The organism is Blastococcus jejuensis, assembly GCF_039534705.1.
Taxonomy (GTDB): Bacteria; Actinomycetota; Actinomycetes; order Mycobacteriales; family Geodermatophilaceae; genus Blastococcus_B; species Blastococcus_B jejuensis.
The window spans coordinates 604,905-629,517 of record NZ_BAAAVV010000001.1; the positions used below are offsets into that span (position 1 = coordinate 604,905).

The 24,613-nt window shown below is 73.7% G+C and carries 24 protein-coding genes and 1 pseudogene; 9 read left to right on the plus strand and 16 right to left on the minus strand.

What is annotated here, in order from left to right; all coding sequences use genetic code 11:
• Window positions 1–6: 6 nt before the first annotated feature.
• The 3 genes and pseudogenes from mftG to ABD644_RS02940 form a co-directional block, all read right to left on the minus strand.
• Window positions 7–1,440 (minus strand): annotated as a pseudogene (gene mftG / locus ABD644_RS02930) (mycofactocin dehydrogenase MftG); the annotation flags it as partial.
• Complete coding sequence (locus tag ABD644_RS02935; RefSeq protein WP_344686994.1) at window positions 1,433–2,740, minus strand: class I adenylate-forming enzyme family protein; 1,308 nt, start codon at window positions 2,738–2,740, stop codon at window positions 1,433–1,435. The pseudogene mftG and the gene ABD644_RS02935, both read right to left, overlap by 8 nt.
• Window positions 2,737–3,621, minus strand: coding sequence for an MBL fold metallo-hydrolase (locus tag ABD644_RS02940; protein ID WP_344686995.1), 885 nt, complete (start codon window positions 3,619–3,621; stop codon window positions 2,737–2,739). The genes ABD644_RS02935 and ABD644_RS02940 overlap by 4 nt, the downstream gene beginning before the upstream one ends.
• A gap of 60 nt (window positions 3,622–3,681) precedes the next feature.
• Between ABD644_RS02940 and ABD644_RS02945 the strand changes: the two genes are divergently transcribed.
• Window positions 3,682–4,215: a hypothetical protein gene (locus ABD644_RS02945; RefSeq protein WP_344686996.1), complete on the plus strand. Its 534-nt coding sequence runs from the start codon at window positions 3,682–3,684 to the stop codon at window positions 4,213–4,215.
• Window positions 4,216–4,313: 98 nt separating this feature from the next.
• Here the strand turns inward: ABD644_RS02945 and ABD644_RS02950 are convergent, their stop codons facing one another.
• The 4 genes from ABD644_RS02950 to ABD644_RS02965 all read right to left on the minus strand — a co-directional run bounded on the left by ABD644_RS02950 (window position 4,314) and on the right by ABD644_RS02965 (window position 8,690).
• Window positions 4,314–5,576, minus strand: a complete 1,263-nt coding sequence (locus ABD644_RS02950) for a peptidoglycan DD-metalloendopeptidase family protein (RefSeq protein WP_344686997.1) — start codon at window positions 5,574–5,576, stop codon at window positions 4,314–4,316.
• 275 nt (window positions 5,577–5,851) lie between these two features.
• Window positions 5,852–6,646: an ATP-binding cassette domain-containing protein gene (locus ABD644_RS02955; protein WP_344686998.1), complete on the minus strand. Its 795-nt coding sequence runs from the start codon at window positions 6,644–6,646 to the stop codon at window positions 5,852–5,854.
• A complete protein-coding gene (locus ABD644_RS02960; protein WP_344686999.1) occupies window positions 6,643–7,617 on the minus strand; it encodes an ABC transporter permease in 975 nt (324 codons plus the stop codon). The genes ABD644_RS02955 and ABD644_RS02960 overlap by 4 nt, the downstream gene beginning before the upstream one ends.
• A gap of 101 nt (window positions 7,618–7,718) precedes the next feature.
• The gene (locus ABD644_RS02965) at window positions 7,719–8,690 is read right to left on the minus strand and encodes a sugar ABC transporter substrate-binding protein (protein ID WP_344687000.1); all 972 of its coding nucleotides are present in this window, start codon (window positions 8,688–8,690) and stop codon (window positions 7,719–7,721) included.
• A gap of 113 nt (window positions 8,691–8,803) precedes the next feature.
• On the opposite strand from ABD644_RS02965, the gene ABD644_RS02970 reads away from it, so the two are divergent.
• Complete coding sequence (locus tag ABD644_RS02970) at window positions 8,804–9,868, plus strand: Glu/Leu/Phe/Val family dehydrogenase (protein WP_344687001.1); 1,065 nt, start codon at window positions 8,804–8,806, stop codon at window positions 9,866–9,868.
• A 171-nt stretch (window positions 9,869–10,039) separates the two neighbouring features.
• On the plus strand, window positions 10,040–10,264 hold the full coding sequence (locus tag ABD644_RS02975) for a DUF3073 domain-containing protein (protein ID WP_344687002.1): 225 nt from the start codon (window positions 10,040–10,042) through the stop codon (window positions 10,262–10,264).
• Window positions 10,265–10,396: 132 nt separating this feature from the next.
• Here the strand turns inward: ABD644_RS02975 and purM are convergent, their stop codons facing one another.
• Together purM and purF are read right to left on the minus strand one after the other, a co-directional pair.
• Window positions 10,397–11,455 carry a phosphoribosylformylglycinamidine cyclo-ligase gene (gene purM, locus ABD644_RS02980; protein WP_344687003.1) on the minus strand — a complete coding sequence of 353 codons (1,059 nt, stop codon included), beginning with the start codon at window positions 11,453–11,455 and terminating at the stop codon, window positions 10,397–10,399.
• Between the two features lie 14 nt (window positions 11,456–11,469).
• Window positions 11,470–13,005 carry an amidophosphoribosyltransferase gene (gene purF / locus ABD644_RS02985; RefSeq protein ID WP_344687004.1) on the minus strand — a complete coding sequence of 512 codons (1,536 nt, stop codon included), beginning with the start codon at window positions 13,003–13,005 and terminating at the stop codon, window positions 11,470–11,472.
• A 134-nt stretch (window positions 13,006–13,139) separates the two neighbouring features.
• Here purF and ABD644_RS02990 point away from each other — a divergent pair, with 134 nt between their 5' ends.
• The gene (locus tag ABD644_RS02990; protein ID WP_344687005.1) at window positions 13,140–13,439 is read left to right on the plus strand and encodes a hypothetical protein; all 300 of its coding nucleotides are present in this window, start codon (window positions 13,140–13,142) and stop codon (window positions 13,437–13,439) included.
• A 6-nt stretch (window positions 13,440–13,445) separates the two neighbouring features.
• Here ABD644_RS02990 and ABD644_RS02995 read toward each other — a convergent pair whose 3' ends face one another.
• Window positions 13,446–14,066 (minus strand): MBL fold metallo-hydrolase, encoded by a 621-nt coding sequence (locus ABD644_RS02995; RefSeq protein WP_344687006.1) that lies wholly within the window; start codon window positions 14,064–14,066, stop codon window positions 13,446–13,448.
• Window positions 14,066–15,151 (minus strand): S-(hydroxymethyl)mycothiol dehydrogenase, encoded by a 1,086-nt coding sequence (locus tag ABD644_RS03000; RefSeq protein ID WP_344687007.1) that lies wholly within the window; start codon window positions 15,149–15,151, stop codon window positions 14,066–14,068. The genes ABD644_RS02995 and ABD644_RS03000 overlap by 1 nt, the downstream gene beginning before the upstream one ends.
• 168 nt (window positions 15,152–15,319) lie before the next feature.
• Between ABD644_RS03000 and ABD644_RS03005 the strand changes: the two genes are divergently transcribed.
• From ABD644_RS03005 to ABD644_RS03025, 5 genes are all read left to right on the plus strand, one after another.
• Window positions 15,320–16,732 (plus strand): OFA family MFS transporter, encoded by a 1,413-nt coding sequence (locus tag ABD644_RS03005; RefSeq protein WP_344687008.1) that lies wholly within the window; start codon window positions 15,320–15,322, stop codon window positions 16,730–16,732.
• Entirely contained in the window at window positions 16,729–16,875 is a 147-nt protein-coding gene (locus tag ABD644_RS03010; protein WP_344687009.1) for an MFS transporter small subunit, read from the plus strand. Before ABD644_RS03005 ends, ABD644_RS03010 begins: the two co-directional genes overlap by 4 nt.
• Window positions 16,876–17,024: 149 nt before the next feature.
• Window positions 17,025–17,684: a metal-dependent transcriptional regulator gene (locus ABD644_RS03015; RefSeq protein ID WP_344687010.1), complete on the plus strand. Its 660-nt coding sequence runs from the start codon at window positions 17,025–17,027 to the stop codon at window positions 17,682–17,684.
• Window positions 17,681–18,748, plus strand: coding sequence for a multicopper oxidase domain-containing protein (locus tag ABD644_RS03020; protein ID WP_344687012.1), 1,068 nt, complete (start codon window positions 17,681–17,683; stop codon window positions 18,746–18,748). Before ABD644_RS03015 ends, ABD644_RS03020 begins: the two co-directional genes overlap by 4 nt.
• Window positions 18,748–19,983: a ZIP family metal transporter gene (locus tag ABD644_RS03025; protein WP_344687015.1), complete on the plus strand. Its 1,236-nt coding sequence runs from the start codon at window positions 18,748–18,750 to the stop codon at window positions 19,981–19,983. Before ABD644_RS03020 ends, ABD644_RS03025 begins: the two co-directional genes overlap by 1 nt.
• Here ABD644_RS03025 and ABD644_RS03030 read toward each other — a convergent pair.
• The 5 genes from ABD644_RS03030 to ABD644_RS03050 form a co-directional block, all read right to left on the minus strand.
• On the minus strand, window positions 19,973–20,353 hold the full coding sequence (locus tag ABD644_RS03030; protein ID WP_344687016.1) for a sterol carrier family protein: 381 nt from the start codon (window positions 20,351–20,353) through the stop codon (window positions 19,973–19,975). The genes ABD644_RS03025 and ABD644_RS03030 overlap by 11 nt on opposite strands.
• Complete coding sequence (gene purL, locus ABD644_RS03035; RefSeq protein WP_344687017.1) at window positions 20,353–22,638, minus strand: phosphoribosylformylglycinamidine synthase subunit PurL; 2,286 nt, start codon at window positions 22,636–22,638, stop codon at window positions 20,353–20,355. Before purL ends, ABD644_RS03030 begins: the two co-directional genes overlap by 1 nt.
• Complete coding sequence (gene purQ / locus ABD644_RS03040; protein WP_344687018.1) at window positions 22,635–23,303, minus strand: phosphoribosylformylglycinamidine synthase subunit PurQ; 669 nt, start codon at window positions 23,301–23,303, stop codon at window positions 22,635–22,637. The genes purL and purQ overlap by 4 nt, the downstream gene beginning before the upstream one ends.
• 11 nt (window positions 23,304–23,314) lie before the next feature.
• On the minus strand, window positions 23,315–23,554 hold the full coding sequence (purS, locus tag ABD644_RS03045; protein WP_344687019.1) for a phosphoribosylformylglycinamidine synthase subunit PurS: 240 nt from the start codon (window positions 23,552–23,554) through the stop codon (window positions 23,315–23,317).
• 152 nt (window positions 23,555–23,706) lie between these two features.
• Window positions 23,707–24,582: a DUF559 domain-containing protein gene (locus tag ABD644_RS03050; RefSeq protein ID WP_344687020.1), complete on the minus strand. Its 876-nt coding sequence runs from the start codon at window positions 24,580–24,582 to the stop codon at window positions 23,707–23,709.
• Window positions 24,583–24,613: the final 31 nt, after the last annotated feature.

The following is a 24,613-nucleotide window of genomic DNA, read 5'->3' on the forward strand; positions in this document are numbered from 1 at the left end:
GGACGGCGCCTCGGGCAGCACCGACGTGTCGACGACGCGCAGCCCCTCGACGCCCCGCACGCGCAGCTCCTGGTCCACGACCGCGCCGGGGTCGCCGTCGGGCCCCATCCGGGCCGTGCCGGACAGGTGCACCGCGGTGGCCAGCCGGGCCCGGATCCAGCCGTCGAGCGCGCGGTCGTCGGCGAGCACGTCGCCGGGGAGGCCGCTGCGCGCCGCCCCGAGCGCGGCGAAGGCCCGCGTGCGCAGCAGTTCGGCGGCCAGGCGCACGCCGTCGCGCATCCGCCGTCGGTCCGCGGGCGTGGCGAGGTAGCGGTACCGCAGCCGTGGCGACGCCGTCGGGTCGCCGGCGCGGAGGGTGAGCAGTCCGCGGCTCTCCTCGCGCTGCAGGCCGACTCCGACGACGAGGTCGTCGCCGGCACCGGCATCGGTGAGCCGCGAGAACGGCGTCAGCCAGGGCAGCACCTCGAGCTCGGGCAGGTGCAGCACCCCGGACAGGGGCAGGTCGCCGTCGGGGACCGGCCGGGACGGCCGCCAGCCGACGTACACGTGCGGGTGGTCGGTGAACTCCGCGCCCACGCCGGGCGCATCGACGACGACGTCGATGCCCGCGGCGCGCAGCCCGCCGGCCGGGCCGATCCCGGAGAGCAGCAGCAGGTGCGCCGAGCCCACGGCGCCGGCGCTGAGCACGACCTCCCCTGCCCGCACGGGGCCGGCGGTGGTCTCCACGCCCACGGCGCGGCCACCCTCGATCAGCACCCGCCGCACCTCGACGCCGCCGCGCACGGTCAGCTGCGGCGACCCGCGGCGCGGCGACAGGTAGGCCATCGCCGTGTTCACCCGCACGCCGCCGGCCACGGTCAGCGGCACGGGCCCGGCGCCCGGCGGGCCCCCGGCGTTCTTGTCGGGCTCCTCGGGGAAGCCCAGCTCGGCCGCGGCGGCCGCGAACGCCTCGGCGACCGGGTGGGCGGTGGGGAACCGCCGCACCGGGACCGGGCCCTCGGCGCCGTGCACCGCCACACCGCCGACGTCCGCGGTGCCGAAATCGTGGTCGTTCTCCAGCCGGCGGAAGGCCGGGAGCACGCGGTCGTAGGACCACAGGTCGTTACCGGCCGCCGCCCAGCCGTCGAAGTCCGCGGGGGTGCCCCGGAGGAACACCGCCGCGTTGAGCGCGCTGGAGCCACCCACGACGCGGCCGCGGTGCACCGGCACCGTGCGCTCGCCGGTGAGCTCCGCGTCGAGGTGCCACGCGGCCGGGGAGCCCGCGACCGCGGCGGCCATGCGGGCCGGGTCCCGCAGCACGGCCGGGAAGTCGGCGGGGGCGACGTGGTCGGCGCCGGCCTCGAGCAGCAGGACGCGCCGCCCGGCGTCGGCGAGGCGGGCGGCCAGCGGGCAGCCGGCGGTGCCGGCCCCCACGACGACGACGTCCCAGGGTTCACCCACCGGCGGCCCCGAGGACGTCGGGGAGGTCCAGCCGGCGCACCTTGCCCGTGGAGGTGCGCGGCAGCTCGCCGAGCCGGTGCAGGCGCTTGGGTCGTTTGGCCGGCGAGAGCCGCTCCCGCGCCCAGCGGGCCAGCTCGTCCGGGTCCGCCGTCCCGACGTAGGCGGCGACCACCCGCTGCCCCCACTCCTCGTCGGGCAGGCCGAACACGGCGCTCTCCACGACGTCGGGGTGGGCGTCGAGCACCGCCTCCACCTCGGCGGGGTAGACGTTGACGCCGCCGGAGATCACCAGGTCCTCGCGCCGGCCGTCGAGCCACACGGTGCCGTCGTCGTCGACCCGGCCGAGGTCGCCGACAGTCACCCGGTCCCCGCGCCAGGCCGCCGCCGTCTTCTCCGGCGCCCGCCAGTACTCGAAGCGGGCCCAGCGCGGCACCGCGCACCACAGCTGGCCACCCTCGTCGGCGTCCAGCCGCCGCCCGGGGCGGGCGCGGCCGACGCTGCCCGGGTGGGCCAGCCAGTCGTCGGGGGAGCAGACGGTGAACTGGGCCTCGGTGGAGCCGTAGAACTCCCAGACGCTGCCGTCGGGCAGGGCGGCGAGGACCGCCCGCTTGAGCGGCTCGGGACAGGGCGCCCCGGCGTGCACCAGCCGGCGGAAGGAGGACCAGTCGACGTTCCCGTGCGCGAGCAGGCGCTGCAGGTGCGTGGGCACGCAGAAGGTCGTGGTCGGCCGCTGGGTGCTGATGACCTCCGCCGCGCGGCCCGCGTCGAACGGGCCGGGCAGCAGCACCTCGCCCCCGGCCAGCAGGGTGTGCACCGCGAACCGCAGCGGCGCGCTGTGGTGCAGCGGCGAGAGCACCAGGTGCCGGTCGTGCGGTCCGAAGCCCCAGAGGTCGATCTCCTCGGCGGCCAGGGCGCGGGCGTCGTCCTCGGCCAGCACACCGGACCACACGCCCTTCCGCCGCCCGGTGGTGCCCGACGTGTAGTGCATCGGGCGGGCCAGCGGGACGTCGGCGAGATCGGCCTCGCGGTCGCCGAGCAGCCGGCCCGGATCGCCGCCGACGTCCAGGCCCGGGTCGGCGTCCTCGACGAGCGCGGCCCGCTCGGCGCCGGGCAGGCCCGGGTCGAGGACGACCGGGACGATCCCGGTGCGCAGCGCGCCCAGGACGACCGCGACCAGCTCGGGCGACGCGACCGCCGACAGCACGAGCCGGTCCCCCGCCCGCAGCCCGACAGCGCCCAGGGCCGCGGCGGCCCGCCGCTGGTCCCGTTCGCTGTCGGCCGCGGTGATCGGCGCGATCACGCCAGGCGCACCCGGTCTGGGTCGTCCTCGTCGGTGCCCCACCACTCGACCCGGCCCTCGGCGTGCAGCTTGGCCAGCGTGGCGCGGGTCGACTGCGTGGCCGCCGGCCACAGGGCGCGCGGCACCTCGGCGTAGATGGCGGCGACCAGCTCGGCCACCGTCCGCGGCCCGTTGGCGAGGCCGGCGAGCAGCTGGTGCTCCCGGTAGGCCCGGTGGGCGAGGTAGTACTCGAGCACCGCGGCCGGGTTCTCGGTGAGCTCTGGGCCGTGGCCGCAGTAGAGGGCGCTGGGCCCCAGGTCCAGCACCCGCCGCAGCGACTCCAGGTAGGCGACCACGTCGCCCTCGGGGTGGGTGACCACCGACGTGCCCCGGCCGAGCACGTGGTCACCGACGAGGACGGCGCCGGACTCCACCCGGAAGGCCAGGTGGTCCCCGGTGTGCCCCGGCGTGGGGACGACGCCGATCGTCGTGCCGGCCAGCCCGAGCCGGTCGCCGGCCTCCAGCACCCGCCCCCGCGGACCGGCGACGACGGCCGACGCGGCGGCGACCTGCGCGCCGAACCGCTCCCCCCACGGCAGGGCCGCCTCGGCGTGGTCCCCGTGGTGGTGGGTCACCAGCACGGCCACGCAGCGCGCGTCCCGGCCGGCGAGCACCCGCTCGACGGCGGCCAGGTGCGCGGGGTCGTCGGGACCCGGGTCGACCAGCACCGCCTGGCCGCTGCCCGGCGCGCCGACCACGTAGGTGTTGGTGCCGTCGAGGGTCATGCTCGAGGGATTGGGCGCGAGAACCCGGGTGACCAGCGGCTCGAGGTCGACGACGGGGTCCATCGTGCCCGGGGGCGGCAGTGCCCATGATGCGCGCGGGTCGGCCGGGACGTCCACGCCCGGCACGGTAGCCGCGTCCGCGCCCGGCTGCGCAGCGGGCGGCTAGCCTGCACGACCATGCGCCGAACCCTCATCCTCTGCCGCAGCGGACTCGCTGCCGCCGCAGCCGTCGTCCTGCTCACCGCCTGCGGCGGTTCCGGCGACGACACCACCGCCTCCGAGTCGACGTCGAGCTCCTCGAGCTCGAGCGCCACCGAGACCACCGAGAACACCGCTCCCCAGGCCGACTCGGAGTTCTGCACGTCGGCCGCCGCCATCCAGGAGCGGATCACCGCGAGCTTCCTGGGCGAGTCGGACCCGTCCAGCTTCGGTGACCTGTTCGCCCAGGTGGCCCAGGAGATCGAGGCCCTGGAGCCCCCGGCCGAGCTCGCCGCCGACTGGGCGCAGTTCGCCCAGGGCGTGAACGAGATCGCGACCGTCTCCGCGGGCGTCGACTTCACCGACCAGGCGGCCTCGGCGCAGTGGCAGCAGGACGTGGCCGCGATCCAGACGCAGTACGGCGCGGCGTTCACCAACGTCCAGTCCTACCTGACCACCGAGTGCGGCCTCTCCGACGACGAGGCGGCCGAGACCGCGTCCCCGACCAGCTGACACGGCAGCTGCGGCCCGCCACCCATCCCCGAGGTGGCGGGCCGCAGCTCGTCCGTGGGGGCCGACAGCCCCGGTCGACAGCGGTTCTCGGCTACCGGTCAGCAGCCGCCGACGGCGACACCGCGGGCCCGCAGCCACGGCATCGGGTTGACCTGCCCGCCGTGCAGCGCCCCGCTCGGGTGCACCTCGAAGTGCAGGTGCGGGCCGGTGGAGTTGCCGCGGTTGCCCACCTCGGCGATCAGCTGGCCGGCGTGCACCCGCTGGCCGGCGCGGACGAACTCGCGGTTCACGTGCCCGTACACCGTGACGGCGCCGTCGTCGCCACGGATGTAGAGGGCCAGGCCGAACCCGTTGGCGAAGCCGTTGCGGGCGACGATCCCGGAGGTCACCGCGTAGATCGGCGTCCCGACCGGGGCGGCGATGTCGACGCCGCCGTGCAGGGCACCCCAGCGCCAGCCGTAGCAGCTGCTGATGTAGCCCGACGTCGGGAAGACGTAGTTGGCGTTCGACGGGGGCGTGCCGCTGGTGCCGCCACCGGCAGCGTTGTCCCGCCCGGCGGCCGCCGCGGCGGCCTCGGCGGCCTCCCGCGCGGCCCGCTCGGCCTCGGCCCGCGCGGCCGCTGCCGCGGCCTCCTGCTCGGCGACCCACTGCTGGTAGGCGTTGCGGGCCCCCTGCAGCTCCAGGAGGTGGATCTGCGCCGCCTGCAGCTGCTGGTCCAGATCGGCCTTCTGCGCGGCCACCTGCTCGTACGCGCTCTGCTGAGCGGCGAGCTGGGCGTCGGCCGCCGCCTTGGCCTCCCGGGCCGATTCCTCGGCTGCGGCCATCTCGTCGCGGGCCTTGCGGGCGGCGGAGTCGGCGTTGGCCTGGTGCACCCGGGCCACCTCGAGCTGGCCGAGGACGTCGATCTGGTTGTCGGCGACGTAGTCCAGCAGCGCGGCCCGCTGGATCAGCTCGCCCGGCCCGTCGGAATCGAGCAGGGCGGCGGACTCGCTGAGGTTGCTGCCGTTCATGTAGCTGTCGCGGGAGAACGTGGCGATGCGGGCCAGCGAGGCGGCGACGGCGTCCGCGGCGGCCTGGAGCTCGGCGGCGGTCCGCTCGGCGGCCTCCTGCGCCGCGAGCAGCGCCTCCTCGGCGGCGAGGTAGGCCGTGCCGGCCGCCTCGGCCTGCACGCCGACGCGCTCGAGCTCGGCCTCGGCCCCCGCCACGAGCGCGGCGATGCGACCGACCTCGGCCGCGGCCGCGTCCTGCTCGCTCTGGGCCCCGGCGATCTCGGTGTCGGTGGGATTGCGCGGGGCGGCGACGGCCGGCACCGCGGCGCCGACGAGCACCGTCCCCGCCAGCACGGCGGTCAGCCCCGTCACCAGCACGGTCCGCAACGAACGGCCGGGACGGCCTGCGGAGGTCCGGCGCGAGCCGGGGCGCGAGGTCGCCGGTCCGGAAGGACGGCGCTGCGACATGACGTGCTCCCTGGGGAAGAGGGTGGGGCGGTACGACCTGCGGAAGCGTCGCAGTGTCACCAGCAGTCACAGCGGCAACACGCGGCACACTCGCCACGCTGTATCGGTACCGTGACGCGGGAGGGCCGCAGATAACGAATCGTCACCTGCGCGGCAGAGCTTGAGCGGTGCGCTTCCGGTCAGCCGGCGGGGCGTTCCAGCTGCCGGGTCAGCTGGTCCAGCTCGCGGCCACCGGCCATGAGGTGGGTCAGCTCCTCGCGGGTGACCTCGCCCTTCGCGTAGCTGCCGAGGCTGCGACCCCGGTTCAGGATCAGGAACCGGTCGCCGACCGGGTGGGCGTGATGCGGGTTGTGCGTGATCAGGACGACGCCGACCCCGCGATCCCGGGCCCGGGTGATGTCCCGCAGCACGACGCCGGCCTGGGTGACGCCGAGCGCCGACGTCGGCTCGTCGAGGATCAGGACGCGGGCGCCGAAGTGCAGGGCGCGGGCGATCGCGACCGACTGGCGCTCACCGCCGGACAGCGTGCCCACGGGCTGGTCGGGGTCGCGGATGTCGATGCCCATCTCCGCCAGGGCCCGCCGGGTCTCGGCACGCGCGGAGGCCGCGTCGAACCGGCGGAAGGGGCCCCAGCCGCGGGTCGGCTCCGAGCCGAGGAAGAAGTTCCGCCAGATGGCCATCAGCGGGATCATCGCGAGGTCCTGGTAGACCGTCGCGATGCCGGCGTCGAGCGCCTCGCGGGGTGCCCCGAAGCTGACCGGCCGGCCGTCGAGCAGCATCTCCCCCCGGTCCGGCCGGTGCACCCCGGCGAGGATCTTGATCAGCGTGGACTTCCCGGCGCCGTTGTCGCCGAGCACGCAGGTGACCTCGCCGGCGCGCACCGTGGTGCTGATGCCGTCCAGCGCGATCACCGTGCCGAAGTTCTTGCCGACGTCGCGCAGCTCCAGGAGCGGGGCGCCGTCCCCGGCCGTCATCGGGGCGCCGCCTCGGCGTAGCGCCGGACCAGCCGGTTGGCGAGCACGGCCAGCAGCAGCATCGAGCCGAGGAAGAAGGCGAACCAGTCGGCGTCCCAGCCCAGGTACACGATGCCGAGCTGCGTCATGCCGAAGATGAGCGCCCCGAGCGACGCGCCCACCGCCGAGCCGAAGCCGCCGGTGAGCAGGCAGCCGCCGATGACGGCCGCGACGATGTAGGTCAGCTCCTGGCCGATGCCGGCGTTGGCCTGCACCGAGGTCAGCCGCACGGCCAGCGTCGTGCCGACGAACCAGGCCGCCGTCGCCGTCGTCAGGAACAGGGTGATCGTCGTGCGGCGGGCCGGGACCCCGACGTTGCGCGCCGCGACCGCGTCGCCGCCGGTGGCGAACACCCAGTTCCCGAAGCGGGTGCGCAGCAGCACCCAGGCGGCGACGGCGGTGAACAGCACCCACCACAGGACGGCGATGCGCACCTCCGCCCCGCCGATGCTGATCCGCGACGCGAACACCGCCTCGGCGCCGCCGTACCCGGAGGCCGACGCGATGCCCCCGGCGGTGACCGTGCCGGTGAAGAACTTGGTGAGGCCCAGGTTGAGGCCCTGGAGCATCAGGAACGTGCCCAGCGTGATGATGAAGCTGGGCAGGCCGGTGCGGGTGACCAGCCATCCGTTGAGGAAGCCGACCGCGAGCGCCACCACCAGGGCGACGGCGATCGCCAGCCAGATGTGCTGCTCGAACTCGACCGCGACGATGCCCACCGTCAGCGCCGTCGTCCCGGTCAGCACGCCGGCCGAGAGGTCGAAGTGGCCGCCGATCATCAGCAGGGCCACGGCGACGGCCATGATGCCGAGCGTCGAGGCCGGGTCCAGCCAGTTGGCGATCCCGCGGGCCGACCGGAACTGCGGCGACTGGACGGCGAAGAACGTGAAGATCACCACCGCGCCGACCAGCGCGCCGAGCTCCGGCGTCACCAGGAGCTTGCGCAGCGGGCCGCTCGCGGTCAGCCGCTCGTCGGCCGCCCTGCCGGTCGCGGCGCCCGCCGCGGGCTCGGCGGTCTCCGTCCCGGGCGTGCTCAGCGGGTGCCCGCCGAGGCGAGATCGGCGATCTCGTCGACGTTGTCGGCGTCGACGATGCCGGGGCCGGTCAGGACGGGCTGACCGCCGCCGACGGTGTTGAGGTTCTCGGCGTACAGCTTGAGCATCACGATCGGCAGGTAGCCCTGCTCGAACTGCTGCTGGTCGACGGCGAAGCTGATGTCGCCGCCCTGGATGCCGCTGATGACATCGGCGTTGAGGTCGAACGTGGCGATCTGCGCCTCGGACCCCGCATCGGCCGTGGCGGCGACCGCGACGGCGGCGACGGCGGAGTTCAGCGTCAGCACGGCGTCGATGTCCGGGTCGCGCTGGAGCTCGGAGGTGATCGTCGACTGGGCCGCCTGCAGGTCGTTGATGTCGACCTGCAGCGGGGTGACATCGGTGCCCAGCCCCTCGGACGCGCCGTCGCACCGCTGCTCCAGGCCGATGTTGCCCGCCTCGTGGATCACGCAGAGGACGCTGCTCGCGCCGTCGCCGGCCAGCTGGCGGCCGGCGCCGACGCCGGCGATCGTCTCGTCCTGGCCGACGTGCCCGATGGCGCCGAACTCGACCGACCGGTCGCCGCCGGAGTTGATGGTCACGACCGGGACGCCGGCCTCGACGGCCGCCTCGATCGAGTCCTGCAGGGCGTCGGGGTTGGCCATCGAGACCACGATGCCGTCGACGTCCTGGTTGACCGCCGCGTCGATGAGCTGCGCCTGGCGCTGCGGGTCGCCGTCGCTCTGGTAGTCGACCTCGACGCCGAGGTCGTCCCCGGCCGCCTCGGCCCCGTTCTGCACGACGTCCCAGAACGCGTCGCCGGCCGAGCCGTGCGTGATGACGGCGAAGGACAGGTCGCCGCTGCTCCCTCCCTCGCCCCCGCCCGAGTCCTCGTCGTCGCCGGAGGAGCAGGCCGAGAGCAGCAGGGTGCCTGCAGCGGCGAGCGCCAGCAGTCGCGTGCGTGCGGCCATGTCGGTCCTCCCGTGGTCGTGCGGGCCCCGGCGCCGGTGTCCGGTCCCCGACCGGAGATCATGCCTGGCCGGGCCGTTCCAGGCGTGCCCGGCCGTCGTCCTAGGCTGGCGGCGTGGACGTACTGGGGTCAGGTCACGAGCAGGTCGTCTTCTGCAGCGACCCGGAATCGGGGCTCCGCGCCATCATCGCGATCCACTCGACGGCGCTCGGCCCGGCGCTCGGCGGCACCCGGTTCTACCCCTACGCCAGCGAGGCGGCCGCGCTCGCCGACGTCCTGGCCCTGGCCCGGGGGATGACCTACAAGAACAGCTTGGCCGGGCTCGACCTCGGCGGTGGCAAGGCCGTGATCATCGGCGACCCGCGCACCGACAAGACCGAACCGCTGCTGCGCGCCTACGGCCGGTTCGTCGAGGCGCTGGGCGGCCGGTACCTGACCGCCTGCGACGTCGGCACCTACAACGCCGACCTCGACGTCGTGGCCCGCGAGACCCGCTTCGCGCACGGCCGGTCCGAGGCCTACGGCGGGTGCGGGGACTCCTCGGTGCTGACCGCGTACGGCGTCTTCCAGGGCATGCGCGCCGCCGCCCAGCACTGCTGGGGCTCGCCGTCGCTGGCCGGCCGGACGGTCGCCGTCGCCGGCGTGGGCAAGGTCGGCTCGTGGCTGGTCGGGCACCTGGTCGAGGACGGCGCCGACGTCGTCGTCACCGACGTCGACCCGGCCGCGGTCGAGCGCCTCCAGGCCCGCCACCCCGGCGTCCGGGCGGTCGCCGACACCGCGGCGCTGGTGCGCACCGCGCACGACGTCTACGCGCCCTGCGCGCTCGGCGGCGCGCTCGACCGGGAGACCGTCGCAGTGCTCCCGGCGCGCATCGTCTGCGGCGGCGCGAACAACCAGCTCGCCACGCCCGAGGTGGCCCGGCAGCTGATCGAGCGCGGGATCCTCTACGCACCCGACTACCTGGTCAACGCCGGGGGCGTCATCCAGGTCGAGGACGAGCGGCACGGGTTCTCGTTCGAGCGCGCCCAGGCCAAGGCCAGCGGCATCTTCGACGTCGCCCTGCGGGTCTTCCAGGAGGCCGACCGGGCGGGCATCGCGCCGGCCGAGGCGGCCGACCGGCTGGCCGAGGAGCGGGTGCGCTCGGTGGGTCGACTGGCCACCATCCGGCTGCCCCGCTGAACAATCGATCACCCTCGCGGGTGTCGCCCGGACCGCGGGGGGAGGGACGTGTGCTCCGCGCCGATCCGTGTCGTAAGGTTGTCCGAGACATAGTCACTCAGTCGGGGTCGCCACGCGGGCCGCTCAGCCGCTGGCTGGGCCACCGCACTCCGTAACGAGGGGGTCGAGCCGATGGGGCGCGGCCGAGCGAAGGCCAAGCAGACACGCGTGGCCCGTGAGCTCAAGTACAGCTCACCCAACACCGACCTCACCGCGCTCCAGCGCGAGCTGGCCGGGTCGTCGTCGTCGTACTCCGCGCCCGCGCGGGCGACCGATGACGACGACGAGGACGACGAGTACGCCGACCGCTGGGCGGACGACGACGCGGACGACGATTGGGCAGCCAGCCCTCGCTGATCCGCACGCTCTGATCCACCGACACCGCAGCACCCCCGGGTGCTGCGGTGTTCGTCGTGCGCGCCTCCCGCCAGCTTTCTGTACCGAAAGCTGCGCGGGGGACTTCAGCTTTCTGTACCGAAAGCTGGGTCTTCAGCGGTAGGTGTTCTCCAGGCGGGCTGATGCGCCGTCGCCGTCCGTCGTCCGCACCTCGCCGGCGACCCACGACGGGATCCCGGCGGCGGTGAGCTGCCGCACCGCGGCGTCGGCGGCGTCGGGAGCGACGGCGGCGACCATGCCGACCCCGCAGTTGAACGCCCGCTCCGACTCCTCCCGCGGCACCCCGTGCTCCTCCATCAACCGGACGGCGGGCGGCAGTGCCCAGGTCGTGCGGTCGAGCACCGCCTCGAGGCCCCCGGGCACCACGCGGGCGGTGTTGCCGGCCAGGCCGCCGCCGGTGATGTGCGCGTAGGCGTGCACCGCGTCGACGCCGAGCGTCTCGACCAGGGCCAGGCAGGCCTTCGCGTAGATCCGCGTGGGTTCGAGCAGCTCGTCGCCCAGCGGCCGGTCCAGCCCCACCGGGGTGGCGGTGAGGTCGAGCCCGGCGGCCGAGACGACCCGGCGGACCAGCGAGTAGCCGTTGGAGTGGAAGCCCGAGGACGCCATGGCGACGACGGCGTCGCCCGGCCGTACCCGCTCGGGGCCGAGGACGGCGTCGGCCTCCACGACCCCGACCGCGGTGGCGGCCAGGTCGTACTCGTCGGCGTCCATCAGGTCGCCGTGCTCGGCGGTCTCGCCGCCGACCAGCGCGGCGCCGGCCTGCGTGCAGCCGGCGGCGATCCCGGTGACGATCGCCGCGATCCGCTCGGGGACGACCTTCCCGCAGGCCACGTAGTCCTGGAGGAACAGCGGCTCGGCCCCGCAGGCGACGAGGTCGTCGACGACCATCGCGACCAGGTCGATGCCGACCGTGTCGTGCCGGTCCAGCTGCCGGGCCAGGGCGATCTTCGTGCCCACGCCGTCGGTCGAGGACGCCAGCAGCGGGCGCCGGTACTTGCCGACGTCGAGGGCGAACAGGCCGGCGAAGCCGCCGAGGCCGCCCACGACCTCGGGCCGGTTGGTCTTCTCGACCGCGGCCTTCATCAGCGTGACGGCGCGCTCCCCGGCGTCGATGTCGACGCCGGAGGCCGCGTAGGTGAACTCGCTGCTCACGGGGCGCTCGACGCTCACGGGCGACTGAGCGCGTCCTCGGCGCCACCCGGCACCGTGGCGCTGCCCGCCTGCTGCCCGGTCCAGCCGCTCACCGCGCGGCCGGCCACCTCGAGCACGTGCTTGCCCAGCACCTCCGACTCCCCCAGCGGGATCGGGTACTGGCCGGTGAAGCAGGCGCTGCACAGCCGGTTGGGCGGCTGCTCGGTGGCCGCGATCAGGCCCTGCTCGGACACGTAGCCCAGCGAGTCGGCGTTGATCGAGGCGCGCACACCGTCGATGTCCAGGCCGTTGGCCACCAGCTCGGCGCGACTGGCGAAGTCGATGCCGTAGAAGCACGGCCACTTCACCGGCGGCGAGGAGATGCGCACGTGCACCTCGACCGCGCCGGCCTCCCGCAGCATCCGGATCAGCGCGCGCTGGGTGTTGCCGCGCACGATCGAGTCGTCGACGACCACCAGCCGCTTCCCGCGGATGACGTCACGCAGCGGGTTGAGCTTCAACCGGATGCCCAGCTGCCGGATCGTCTGGCTGGGCTGGATGAACGTGCGGCCCACGTAGGAGTTCTTGACCAGGCCCAGCCCGTAGGGGATGCCGCTGGCCTCGGCGTACCCGACGGCGGCCGGGGTGCCCGACTCGGGGACCGGGATGACCAGGTCGGCGTCGGCGGGGTGCTCCTTGGCCAGCCGGCGGCCGATCTCGACGCGCGCGGCGTGCACGCTGCGGCCGGAGATCGTGGTGTCGGGCCGCGCCAGGTAGACGTACTCGAAGACGCAGCCCTTCGGATCGGCCACGGCGAAGTGCTGGCTGCGCAGGCCGTTCTCGTCGATCGCGATGAGCTCGCCGGGCTCGACCTCGCGCACCACGGAGGCGCCGACGATGTCGAGGGCCGCGGTCTCGCTGGCGACCACCCAGCCGCGCTCGAGCCGGCCCAGCACGAGCGGTCGGACGCCCTGCGGGTCGCGCGCGGCGTAGAGGGTGTCCTCGTCCATGAAGGTGAGGCTGAACGCACCGCGCAGCTGGGGCAGCACCTCCATCGCGGCGGCCTCGACCGAGAGATCGGGGCGCGCGGCGATCAGGGCGGTGATCAGGTCGGAGTCGTTGGTGGCGACGAAGGCCCCGGGTACGCCGTCGTCGGCGGCCTTGCTCGCCAGCTCCGCGGTGTTCACCAGGTTGCCGTTGTGGCACAGGGCCAGGCCGGTGCCGGCCTCGGTGGTGCGGAACGTCGGCTGCGCGTTCTCCCAGGTGGAGGCGCCGGTCGTGGAGTACCGCGTGTGCCCGACCGCGAGGTGCCCGCGCAGGCTGCCGAGGGTGGCCTCGTCGAAGACCTGGCTGACCAGCCCGAGGTCCTTGTAGACGACGACCGAGGCGCCGTCGGACACCGCGATCCCGGCCGCCTCCTGCCCTCGGTGCTGCAGGGCGTACAGGCCGAAATAGGTCAGCTTCGAGACCTCCTCCCCCGGCGCCCAGACGCCGAAGACGCCGCAGGCGTCCTGGGGTCCGGGAGAGTGGGGGTCGAGGTCGTGCGTCAGCCGTCCGTCACCGCGAGGCACTCGTCGAGCGTACCGGCGCGGGCGCGGTTCGTCGGTGCCGGTGGGGTGAAGGTGGCCACTGGGCGAACTGTCGTCAGCGGGCGCCGTCCGCCCGCCCGTGCGTCATGCTGACGGGAGCTGGAGAGGAGAACCCGATGCCCAGCGACCGACCCGACCCCAGCGAGTTCATCGCACAGGCCCAACGCATGCTGCGCGAGCTCTTCGGCGACGTGCCCCGCGACAGCCCCGGCGCCAGCCACCGCGACGAGGACCCGTGGGCGCGGGCGACGCGCTCCGCGCGGGAGGACCGCGGGCCCAGCGCCGAGGAGCAGCGCGAGAACCTCACGTTCGCGCTCGCGACGCGCGCCGTCGAGGCGCTCGAGGACCTGGCGCTCAACGTCGCGGCGATCCGCCAGCGCCTCGAGCGCACCCACCGGGACACCCCTCGGGAGTGACCCCGGTCAGCCCACGGTGGCCCGCTCCGCGTCGATCGTGGTGTCGTCGCCGTGGCCGGTCTTCACGACGGTGTCGCCGGGCAGGGTGAGCAGGCGCGCCCGGATCGACGCGACGATCGTCGGGTGGTCGCTGAACGAGCGGCCCGTGGCGCCCGGCCCGCCGCAGAACAGCGTGTCGCCGGTGAACACCGTGCCCAGGTCGGGCGCGTAGAGGCAGGTGCTGCCGGGCGAGTGGCCCGGGGTGTGCAGGGCCGTCAGGGTCGTTCCGGCGACCTCGAACGTCACGCCCTCGGCCAGAGCCCGGTCGGGCACGACGTGCGGGTGCGCCTGCTCGTAGAGCATGTCCCACAGCATCCGGTCCTCGGAGTTGAACCAGAGGGGCGCACCGGTGGCCTCCCGCAGCGCCACCGCCGCCGTGATGTGGTCGTTGTGCCCGTGCGTGAGCACGATCGCCGTCACCCGCCGGCCGCCGATCGCGTCGACGATCGGGGCGGCGTCGTGCGGCGCGTCGATCACCAGCACCTCGTCGTCGTCGCCCACGAGCCAGACGTTGTTCTCGACGTCGAAGTCCTGCCCGTCGAGGCTGAAGACCCCGGGGACGACGACCTTATCGATGCGAGCCGGCATCAGAACACGACCACCGAGCGCAGCACCTCGCTGCGGTGCATCTTCTCGAACGCCTGCTCGACGTCCTCGAGGCCGATCGTCTCGCTGACGAAGTCGTCGAGCGGGAACCGGCCCTGCAGGTAGAGGTCGATCAGCATCGGGAAGTCGCGGCTGGGCAGGCAGTCGCCGTACCAGGAGGACTTCAGCGCGCCGCCGTGGCCGAACACGTCGATCAGCGGCAGCTCGATCTTCATGGCCGGGTTGGGGACGCCGACGAGGACGACGGTGCCGGCGAGGTCGCGGGCCCGGAACGTCTGCTCGTACACGTGCGGGTGGCCGACGGCGTCGATCGCGACGTCGACCCCGAAGCCGCCGGTGATCTCCTTGATCCGCGGGACCGGGTCGGCGTCCTTGGAGTTGATCGTGTGCGTCGCGCCGAAGCCGCGCGCCCACTCGAGCTTCCGGTCGTCGATGTCGACGGCGATGATCGTCGTCGCCCCGGCCAGCTTCGAGCCGGCGATCGCGGCGTCGCCGACGCCACCGCAGCCGAACACCGCCACCGAATCGCCGCGGCCCACGCCACCGGTGTTCATGGCGGCGCCGGCGCCGGCCATGACGCCGCAGCCGAGCAGCCCGGCCGCCGTGGGCGGGGCCGCCGGGTCGACCTTCGTGCACTGACCGGAGTGCACGAGGGTCTTCTCCACGAACGCGCCGATGCCCAGCGCCGGCGAGAGCTCCGTGCCGTCGGCCAGCGTCATCTTCTGCGCCGCGTTGTGCGTGCTGAAGCAGTACCAGGGCTTGCCCTTGCGGCAGGCGCGGCACTGCCCGCAGACGGCCCGCCAGTTGAGGACCACGTAGTCGCCGACGGCCACGTTCGTGACGCCGTCCCCGATCGCGGACACCACCCCGGCGGCCTCGTGGCCGAGCAGGAACGGGAAGTCGTCGTTGATGCCCCCCTCGCGGTAGTGCAGGTCGGTGTGGCAGACCCCGCACGCCTGCACGTCGACGACGGCCTCACCCGGACCCGGATCGGGGACGAGGATCGTCTCGATGCTGACCGGGGCTCCCTTGCTGCGGGCGACGACGCCCTGCACTTCGTAGGCCATGCCGCGAGCCTAGGTCCGGCCACCGACCTCGCCGAATCGGCTTCCACCGGGTGGACGCGGAGACCGGATCGGTCGCGCACCACAAGATCTTCTTCATTTGAACGCGCGGGTACCGGCACGCCGACGTACGTTCCGACCGGTCGCCGTCCCCGTTCCGGAGGTTGTTCCGTGGCACTTCCCGGCTTCCTGGCCCGTGAACGCATCGTCGCGAAGCCGGGCTTCAACCGGTGGCTGATCCCACCGGCCGCGCTCGCCGTCCACCTGTGCATCGGGCAGGCGTACGCCACGAGCGTCTACAAGACCGCGCTGGTCGAGCACTTCGACACCAGCCTGACCGCGATCGGGATCATCTTCTCGATCGCCATCGTCATGCTGGGCATCGCGGCGGCGGCGTTCGGCACCTGGGTGGACAAGAACGGCCCCCGGGCGGCGATGTTCGCCGCGGCGATGTTCTGGTCGGTCGGCTTCCTCGTCGGCTCCCTCGGCATCGCCACCGAGCAGTTGTGGCTGCTGTACTTCGGCTACGGCTTCCTCGGCGGCATCGGCCTGGGCATCGGGTACATCTCGCCGGTCTCGACGCTGATCAAGTGGTTCCCCGACCGTCCGGGGCTGGCCACCGGCATGGCGATCATGGGCTTCGGTGGCGGCGCGCTGATCGCCTCCCCGCTGTCCCGCCAGCTGATGAACGTCTACGACCCCGCCTACGACGGCACCGCGGGCACCGTGCCGAGCGGCTCGTCCGTGGCCCTGCTGTTCCTCACCCTGGGCCTGGTCTACCTGGCGTTCATGCTGTTCGGCGCCTTCATCGTGCGGGTGCCGGCCGAGGGCTGGCGGCCCGACGGCTTCGACCCCTCCACGGTGAAGCAGAAGGCGCTCGTCACCACCGACAACGTGTCGGCGAACAACGCGATCAGGACACCGCAGTTCTGGCTGCTGTGGACCGTGCTGTTCTGCAACGTCACCGCGGGCATCGGGATCCTCGAGCAGGCCGCGCCGATGATCCAGGACTTCTTCCGTACCGCCGACGGCTCGCTGGTGGCCGCCACCGCCGCCGCCGGCTTCGTCGGGCTGCTCTCGCTGTTCAACATGGGCGGCCGCTTCATCTGGTCGACGACGTCGGACTACATCGGCCGCAAGCCCATCTACATGGTCTACCTAGGCGTCGGCCTGCTGCTCTACGTCGCGCTGGCGACGATCGGCAGCTCGGCCACCTGGATCTTCGTCATCCTCGCCGCGATCATCATCAGCTTCTACGGCGGCGGGTTCGCCACCGTCCCGGCGTACCTGCGCGACCTGTTCGGCACGTTCCAGGTCGGCGCGATCCACGGCCGGCTGCTGACCGCCTGGTCGGCCGCCGGCGTCGCCGGACCGCTGATCATCAACAGCGTCCTCGACGCCCGCGGCACCCCGGGCGAGCTGGTCGCCGGCGACTACCGCCCGGCGCTGTTCATCATGGTCGGCCTGCTGGCCGTCGGGTTCGTCGCGAACCTGCTGGTCAAGCCGGTCGACAGCAAGTGGCACGAGCCGAGGAAGGACGCCGCGCCGTCCACCCGCACCCCGGAACGGAGCACCGCCCGATGAGTTCCGCCCGCACGCCCGACGAGCACGGCACCACGCACACGCCCACCGGCCTGATCGCGTTCGCCTGGACGCTGGTCGGCATCCCGCTCGCCTACGGCCTGTTCCAGACGGTCAAGACGGCCCTGACCCTGTTCACCGGCTGACGCCCCGACAGACCCGCCGCATCGGGCACCCGCAGGGCACCACCGGTGAACCGCGGGTGAAGCACGATCCTGGAGACGCGTCGGGCAGCTGTCTCAAGGATGAGAGGCATCTCGACACCTCTCGATAGGCGTGTCTACCCTCCGGCTTCGTGGGGGCTACCCGCGCCGGCGAGGACTACCTCAAGGCCGTCTACGGCCTGCTCAGCTGTGGTGAGCGGGCGACGACCGGAGCCCTGGCGCGCAGGCTCGGGGTCTCCTCCCCCTCGGCCTCGGCCATGATCAAGCGGCTGGAGTCCCAGCGGCTCGTCGAACGTCCGGCGGGCGGCGGGCTGCGGCTGACCCCCGAGGGGGAGCGCGCAGCCCTGCGGGTGGTGCGGCGGCACCGGCTCCTGGAGACCTTCCTGGCCCGGACGCTCGGCATGACCTGGGACGAGGTGCACGCCGAGGCCGAGTTGCTGGAGCACGCGGTCAGCGACCGGCTCGAGGAGCGGATCGACCAGGCGATGGGGCGGCCCACCCGGGATCCGCACGGGGACCCGATCCCGCCGCGTTCCGGACAACACCGGGAGGACTGGGGGGATCGGCTCGACAGCGCCCGGAGGGGCGACCGTTTCCGGGTCGTCAGGGTGTCCGACCGCGACAGCGAGTCGCTGCGTTACCTGGGCACGCTCGGGCTCGTTCCCGGCGCGGTGATCCAGATCGGCGAGAAGGCGCCGTTCGGTGGCCCCCTGTGGATCAGCGTCGCCGGTCAGCAGCGTGCCCTGGGCGCCCCGTTGACCCGGCTCGTGCACGGGAGGATCGAGCCGTGAGCGACCGGCCGGACGGGCCGCCGCAGCGGACTTCGGCCAGCACCTCGCGCCGCGCGTTCCTCGCCGGCGGTGCGGCACTCGGCGCGGTGGGCGTCACGCTCGGCGCCGGCGCGCTGACGCGATCTGCTCCCGTGGCGGCCGCCCCGGCCGGCCATGCCGCCCACGGCGGGGGCGTCGACGGCGCGACCTTCCGCGCCGGCGGCACCGTCGACCACGACGCCAACGGTTTCTCGCCGACGGAGACCCTGCGCGACTTCGACTACGGCTCGGTCTCGCTGACCGCCGACGGTCGCACCGTGCGGGAGTGGGTCGTGGCGGCCAACGACCTCGAGATCGAGGTGGCACCGGGGGTGCGTTTCCCGGCATGGACCTTCAACGCCCGGGTGCCGGGTCCGACGCTCCGCTGCCGGCAGGGTGACCTGCTGAGGGTCCGGTTCCTCAACGGCTCCGCGCATCCGCACACGATGCACTTCCACGGCATCCACCCGGCGGACATGGACGGTGTGCCTCTGATCGGCCCCGGGGTCATCGCACCCGGCGAGAGCTTCACGTACACCTTCGAGGCCGAGCCGTTCGGCGTGCACCTCTACCACTGCCACGTCGGTCCGCTGGCCGAGCACATCGCCCGCGGGATGTACGGGACGTTCATCATCGACCCGCCGCAGGACCGGCCACCCGCCGACGAGCTGGTGATGGTCATGCACGGGTACAACACGACGTTCGACGGGGAGGGCAACCAGCTCTACGCGGTCAACGGCATCCCGTTCCACTACATGCACGAGCCGGTGCAGGTGCGCCGGGGCGAGCTGGTGCGCATCTACCTGGTCAACATCCTCGAGTACGACCCGATCAACAGCTTCCACCTGCACGGCAACTTCTTCGACTACTACCCGACCGGAACCCGCCTGGAGCCGTCCGAGTACACCGACACCGTCGTCCAGGCCCAGGGGCAGCGCGGCATCTGCGAGGTCCGGTTCCCGCACCCCGGGCGCTACATGTTCCACGCCCACAAGACCGAGTTCGCCGATCTCGGCTGGATGGGCTTCTTCGAGGTCAGCGGCTGATGGCTGCCGACGCCGAGCTGAGCACGCGCGGCATCGGCTCCTCCCCGGAGCCCGCACCGGCCCCGTCGTCGGGCCCCCCGGAGACGGCCGGCCGGCCGGTGCTGCGGCTGTGGGCCGCGATCGCCGCGACGGCCACCGCGATCGCAGCGCTGGTGCTGGTCGGCCTCCAGGCACTGCCCGAGCGGACCGGCCCTCCGATCGAGGTGCTGGTCGTGGAGCGCACCGACCTGTCGATCGGCCGGATCGAGCTGACCGTGCGCAACGTCGGGCCCGACCCCGTCCAGGTCGCGCAGGTGGCGGTCAACGACTCGTTCGTCGACGTGGTCGGCGGCTCGCAGGAGATCAACCGGCTCGAGACGTCCCGGCTGGTGCTCCGCTACCCCTGGCAGGAGGGCCAGCCGTACACGATCGCGTTGCTCACCTCGACGGGTGTCGTGATCGAGCACGTCATCCCGGCCGCAGTGGCGACGCCCTCACCTGGCGGCATCCTCGGGTCGATGGCGCTGCTGGGCCTCTTCGTCGGCGTCGTCCCCGTCGTCGTGGGGATGCTCGTGCTGCCCCTCCTGCGCCGGGCACGCCCGGGCACGGTGGGGGTGCTGCTGGCCGTGACCGTCGGCCTGCTCGGATTCCTCGCCCTGGACGGCGCCCTGGATGCGGTGGAGATCGGGGCGCTGTCGGGCGGCGCGTTCGGCGGACCGGTCCTGGTCGTACTCGGTGCGACGCTGGCGTTCCTCGCGCTCACCGCCGTCGACGCGCTCGTCGGGACCGGACCGGACCGTCCGGCGAGCGGGCTGCGTCTGGCGACCCTGGTCGCGGTGGGCATCGGGCTGCACAACTTCGGGGAGGGCCTGGCGATCGGCACCGCCTACGCGGTCGGTGAGCTGGCGCTCGGCGCGGCCCTGGTGATCGGCTTCGCGTTGCACAACCTCACGGAGGGCGTCGCCGTCGTCACCCCGCTGGCGACGCAGCGAGCCCGGCTGCTGGACCTCGCCGGACTCGCCCTGATCGCCGGCGCCCCCGCGATCCCCGGCGCGGTACTGGGCGCGAGCGTCACCAACCCCGAGCTGTCGACGCTGCTGCTGGGCCTCGGGGTCGGCGCGATCGTCCGGGTGGTCGTCGTCCTGGTCCCGGCGGTGCGCACCCGGCCGGGTGGAACGGTGTCCCCGAGCGCCCTCGCCGGCATCGCCGGCGGCGTCCTGCTCATGTACGCGACCGGGCTGCTGGTCACCGCCTGAGCGGGAGCAACGGCACGTGCGCCGACAGGTCGGCGCGGTTGCCGCTCGCGGCGACCGTTCCCTGGCCCACGGCGTCGTCCCAGGTGAGCTGCCCCGTCGCCAGCCGCAGCCAGGTCGCGGCGTCGGTCTCGACGACGTTCGGGGGCGTGCCCCGGGTGTGCCGCGGGCCCTCGACGCACTGGACGGCGACATGCGGCGGCACCCGCAGCTCCACCGAGCGGCCGGGCACCTGCTGGGCGAGCCACCGGGCGCTGGTCTTCACCGCCGCGCCGACGACCGACCGCGGCGGCTGCTCCGCCGCGCCGGCCAGCCAGGCCCGCACGGGCTCGACGGCCGCCCGCAGCTCCTCGGCCGGGATGGGGGCGGCCATCAGCTCGCCGGGACGGCGCCGTTCGGGTGCGCTCCGACAGCGGCCTCCGGGGTGCCGAACAGGGCCGGCAGGGTCGCGGTCCACGCCGCGCGGAGCTCGACGAGCGGCAGCTCGAGCAGGTCGTCCACGACGAGCGCGTCACCGCCCGTCGTCCCCAGGTCGGTGACGGCGACCCCGGCCCAGCGCGCCGTGGCCTTCACGGCCTCGGGGTCCGACGTCGTGACGACGGCACGCGCGGTGGACTCGCTGAACAGCGCGGTGAACGGGTCCCCCGTGAGGCGGAGCACGGCGCCGACACCGTGCCGCAGCGCGGACTCGGCGAGCGCCTGCGCGAGCCCGCCGTCGGCCAGGTCGTGGGCGGAGCTGACCAGACCCTCGCGGCCCAGCGCGGCGAGCACGTCGGCCAGGGCCCGCTCGGCGGGCAGGTCGACCGCCGGCGGCTTGCCGCCGAGGTGGCCGTGGACGACGCTGGCCCAGGCGGACCCGCCGAACTCCGGCGTCGTCACGCCCAGCAGCAGGACGCGCTCCCCCGCCGTCCGCCAGCCACCGCCGATCCGCTTCCGGACGTCGTCGTGCACGCCCAGCACGCCGATGACCGGCGTCGGGTTGATCGCCACGTCGCCGGTCTGGTTGTAGAGGCTGACGTTGCCGCCGGTGACCGGCAGGCCGAGGTCGCGGCAGGCGTCGGCCAGGCCGCGGACGGCCTCGGCGAACTGCCACATGACCTCGGGCTCCTCCGGGGAGCCGAAGTTCAGGCAGTTGGTGACGGCCAGCGGCGTGGCCCCGCTCACCGCCACGTTGCGGTAGGCCTCGGCGAGGTTGAGCTGGGCTCCGGCGTACGGGTCGAGGCGGGCGTACCGGGCGTTGCCGTCGAGGGCCAGCGCGATGCCGCGGTGGGTGTCCTCGTCGATGCGGACGACGCCGGCGTCCTCCGGCTGCGCGAGCACGGTGCTGCCGCGGACGTAGCGGTCGTACTGCTCGGTGACCCAGGTCTTGTCGGCCCCGTCGGGGCTGCTGAGGAGCGCCAGCCAGTGGGCCTGGAGCTCCGCGCCGGTGCGCGGGCGGGGGAGCTTCGCGGCGTCGTCGGCCTGCAGGTCGTCGAGGTCGGCCGGGCGGCGCATCGGACGGTGGTAGACCGGGCCCTCGTGGGCGACGGTCCGCGGCGGGACGTCGACGATCCGCTCGCCGTGCCAGTCGACGGTGAGCCGGTCGCCGTCGGTGACCTCGCCGATGACGGTTGCGAGCACGTCCCACTTGCGGCAGACCGCCAGGAAGGCGTCGACCTTGCCCGGCTCGACGATCGCGCACATGCGCTCCTGCGACTCGCTCATCAGGATCTCGGCCGGCGTGAGCGTGGAGTCGCGCAGCGGCACGGTGTCGAGGTCGACGTGCATGCCGCCGGTGCCGGCACTGGCGAGCTCGGAGGTGGCGCAGGACAGGCCGGCTCCGCCGAGGTCCTGGATGCCGGTGACAAGGTCCTGCTCGAAGATCTCCAGGCAGGCCTCGATGAGCAGCTTCTCGGTGAACGGGTCGCCGACCTGCACGCTCGGCCGCTTGGCCGGGCCGTGCTCGTCGAAGGTCTCGCTGGCCAGCACGCTCACGCCACCGATGCCGTCGCCTCCGGTGCGGGCGCCGAACAGGATCACCTTGCTGCCGACGCCCTCGGCCTTGGCCAGCCGGACGTCCTCGTGCCGCATCACGCCGACGCACAGCGCGTTGACCAGCGGGTTCCCGGCGTAGCAGTCGTCGAAGAGCAGCTCGCCGCCGATGTTGGGCAGGCCGAGGCAGTTGCCGTAGCCGCCCACGCCGGCGACGACACCCGGCAGCACCCGCGCGGTGTCGGGGGCGTCGGCACGGCCGAAACGGAGCGAGTCCATGACGGCGACCGGGCGCGCCCCCATGGTCAGGATGTCGCGGACGATGCCGCCCACGCCGGTGGCCGCGCCCTGGTAGGGCTCGACGTAGCTCGGGTGGTTGTGCGACTCGACCTTGAACGTGACCGCGTACCCGTCGCCGACGTCGACGACGCCGGCGTTCTCGCCGATGCCGACGAGCAGGGCGTCGCTGTGCGGCAGGTCGCCGAACTGGCGCAGGTGCACCTTGCTCGACTTGTACGAGCAGTGCTCGCTCCACATGACGGAGTACATGGCGAGCTCGGCGGTGGTGGGCCGGCGGCCCAGGATGTCGCGGATGCGCAGGTACTCGTCGGACTTCAGCCCGAGCTCGGCGTAGGGCTGCTCGTCGTCCGGCGACTTCTCGGCGTGCTCGACCGTGTCGATGGTCACGCGAGGACTCCCTGCAGAACGCTGGTGAAGAAACCCAGCCCGTCGGTGCTCGGGCCGGTGAGGTCCTCCACCGCGTGCTCCGGGTGGGGCATGAGGCCGACGACCCGGCCGTCGGCGCTGGTGACGCCGGCGATGTCGCGGGAGCTGCCGTTCGGGTTGCCCTCGACGTACCGGGCGACGACGCGGCCCTCGCCCTCGAGTCGGTCCAGGTCCGTGTCGGCGGCCACGTAACGGCCCTCGCCGTTCTTGACCGGGACGACGATGCGCTGGCCGGTCTCGTAGTCGCTGGTCCACGCGGTGTCGGCCCGCTCGATGCGCAGCGCCTGGTCGCGGTTGCGGAAGTGCAGGTGGCCGTTGCGGGTGAGCGCCCCGGGCAGCAGACCGGCCTCGCAGAGCACCTGGAAGCCGTTGCAGATGCCGAGGACGGGCATGCCGCCGCCGGCCTTGGCCACCACGTCCTGCATGAGCGGGGCGCGGGCCGCGATCGCCCCCGCCCGGAGGTAGTCGCCGTAGGAGAAACCACCGGGGAGGACGACGGCGTCGACGTCCTTCAGGTCGTGGTCGGCGTGCCAGAGCGCGACCGGCTCGGCCCCGGCCAGCCGTAGCGCGCGGACGGCGTCGACGTCGTCCAGGGAGCCCGGGAAGGTGAGAACACCGATGCGCAAGGCTGGTTCCTTCAGTCGGCGGTGAGGTGCAGCTCGACGTCCTCGATGACGGGGTTGGCGAGCAGCGTCTCGGCGATCTGCTTCAGCTCGGCCTCGTCCGGGTCGCCGTCGACCTCGAGGACGAAGTGCTTGCCCTGGCGGACGCTCGTGATGCTGTCGTGGCCGAGGCGCCCCAGCGCGCCGAGCACGGCCTGCCCCTGGGGGTCGGAGATCTCCGGCTTCAGGACGACGTCGACGACCACCCGTGCCACGCGACCGAGGGTACCGGTCGCCGCACGAGGCCCTCCCGCGCGCCCGGCTCCCCGGCGAGATCGCCGATCTCGCTCACCTTGGGCACCCAAAGCGCGCGACATCGCCGATCTCGCCATCCTTGGGCATCCAGAGCGCGCGACATCGCCGAATCTCAACCGCGCAGCGCGCGCACGATCGCCGCGACGACCTGCTCCGGTCGGCCGAGCACGTCCGCAGAGCTGAAGCGCAAGACCGTCCACCCGGCCGCGACGAGCGCGTTCTGCCGGCGCAGGTCCTCGACGAAGACACGCCGATCCCGGTGCCCATCGCCGTCGAACTCGACGAGGACCTTCCGGTCGGGCCACGCGAGATCCGGGTGGAACTCCGCGACAGGCGTCCAGATGGCGTGTTGCAGGTCCGGTGCCGGGACGCCCGCGCTGTGCAGGAGCCACCGCAGCACCGATTCCATCGGCGACCCGGCCCGACGATCGGCGACGGGAAGGACTGCACGCGCCCGGGCGGCCCCCCGGCCGGTCGGCCGCCGCACGAGCTGCTGCTCGAGCGCCGCGACAGTGCACCCACGGGCGAGGAGCTGATCGGTGACCGCCAGCAGGGCGGGCGGTTGAAGCACAGCGGCGAGGTCCCGCCACGTCCGGGGCCGCGTCGTCACCAGGAACGACTCGAGGCGGGTCACCTCGTCGTCGTCGAGTGCGACGCGGTGCACGCGGCGGTCCGCCCGGCTCTCTGCACGCGAGGACGGCGGAGCGATCAGGTCGATCCGCCTGTCTGCCGCGGGCTGGAGCGGGATCTCCAGTTCCCACAGGGCGGCGGCCGTCCGGTGACTCAGCACCGCTCCGTGCGGAGCGGTCAGGAGGACGGCGGCCAGACGCTGGCGGAGATCACCGGCCAGCACGCGAGGGAGATACGTGTCGCGGGAGAGCCGCTCCACCTCGGGATGCTGCAGGTGACGGTCGCCGATGCCGGCCGCGCGGGCCATGGCGCGGGTCGCGGGGCCGGTGAGGCGGAGGCGAGGACGTCGTCCGGGCATCGCAGCAGCCTGCCTCGCGACGCCCGCCCGC

Coding starts and splice junctions, on each gene's coding strand:
- ABD644_RS02945 (WP_344686996.1), top strand. CDS start 3,682: ATGCGCCGAACCCTCATCCTCTGCCGCAGCGGACTCGCTGCCGCCGCA.
- ABD644_RS02955 (WP_344686998.1), bottom strand. CDS start 6,646: ATGACGGCCGGGGACGGCGCCCCGCTCCTGGAGCTGCGCGACGTCGGC.
- ABD644_RS02965 (WP_344687000.1), bottom strand. CDS start 8,690: ATGGCCGCACGCACGCGACTGCTGGCGCTCGCCGCTGCAGGCACCCTG.
- ABD644_RS02975 (WP_344687002.1), top strand. CDS start 10,040: ATGGGGCGCGGCCGAGCGAAGGCCAAGCAGACACGCGTGGCCCGTGAG.
- ABD644_RS02990 (WP_344687005.1), top strand. CDS start 13,140: ATGCCCAGCGACCGACCCGACCCCAGCGAGTTCATCGCACAGGCCCAA.
- ABD644_RS02995 (WP_344687006.1), bottom strand. CDS start 14,066: ATGCCGGCTCGCATCGATAAGGTCGTCGTCCCCGGGGTCTTCAGCCTC.
- ABD644_RS03000 (WP_344687007.1), bottom strand. CDS start 15,151: ATGGCCTACGAAGTGCAGGGCGTCGTCGCCCGCAGCAAGGGAGCCCCG.
- ABD644_RS03010 (WP_344687009.1), top strand. CDS start 16,729: ATGAGTTCCGCCCGCACGCCCGACGAGCACGGCACCACGCACACGCCC.
- ABD644_RS03025 (WP_344687015.1), top strand. CDS start 18,748: ATGGCTGCCGACGCCGAGCTGAGCACGCGCGGCATCGGCTCCTCCCCG.
- ABD644_RS03030 (WP_344687016.1), bottom strand. CDS start 20,353: ATGGCCGCCCCCATCCCGGCCGAGGAGCTGCGGGCGGCCGTCGAGCCC.
- ABD644_RS03050 (WP_344687020.1), bottom strand. CDS start 24,582: ATGCCCGGACGACGTCCTCGCCTCCGCCTCACCGGCCCCGCGACCCGC.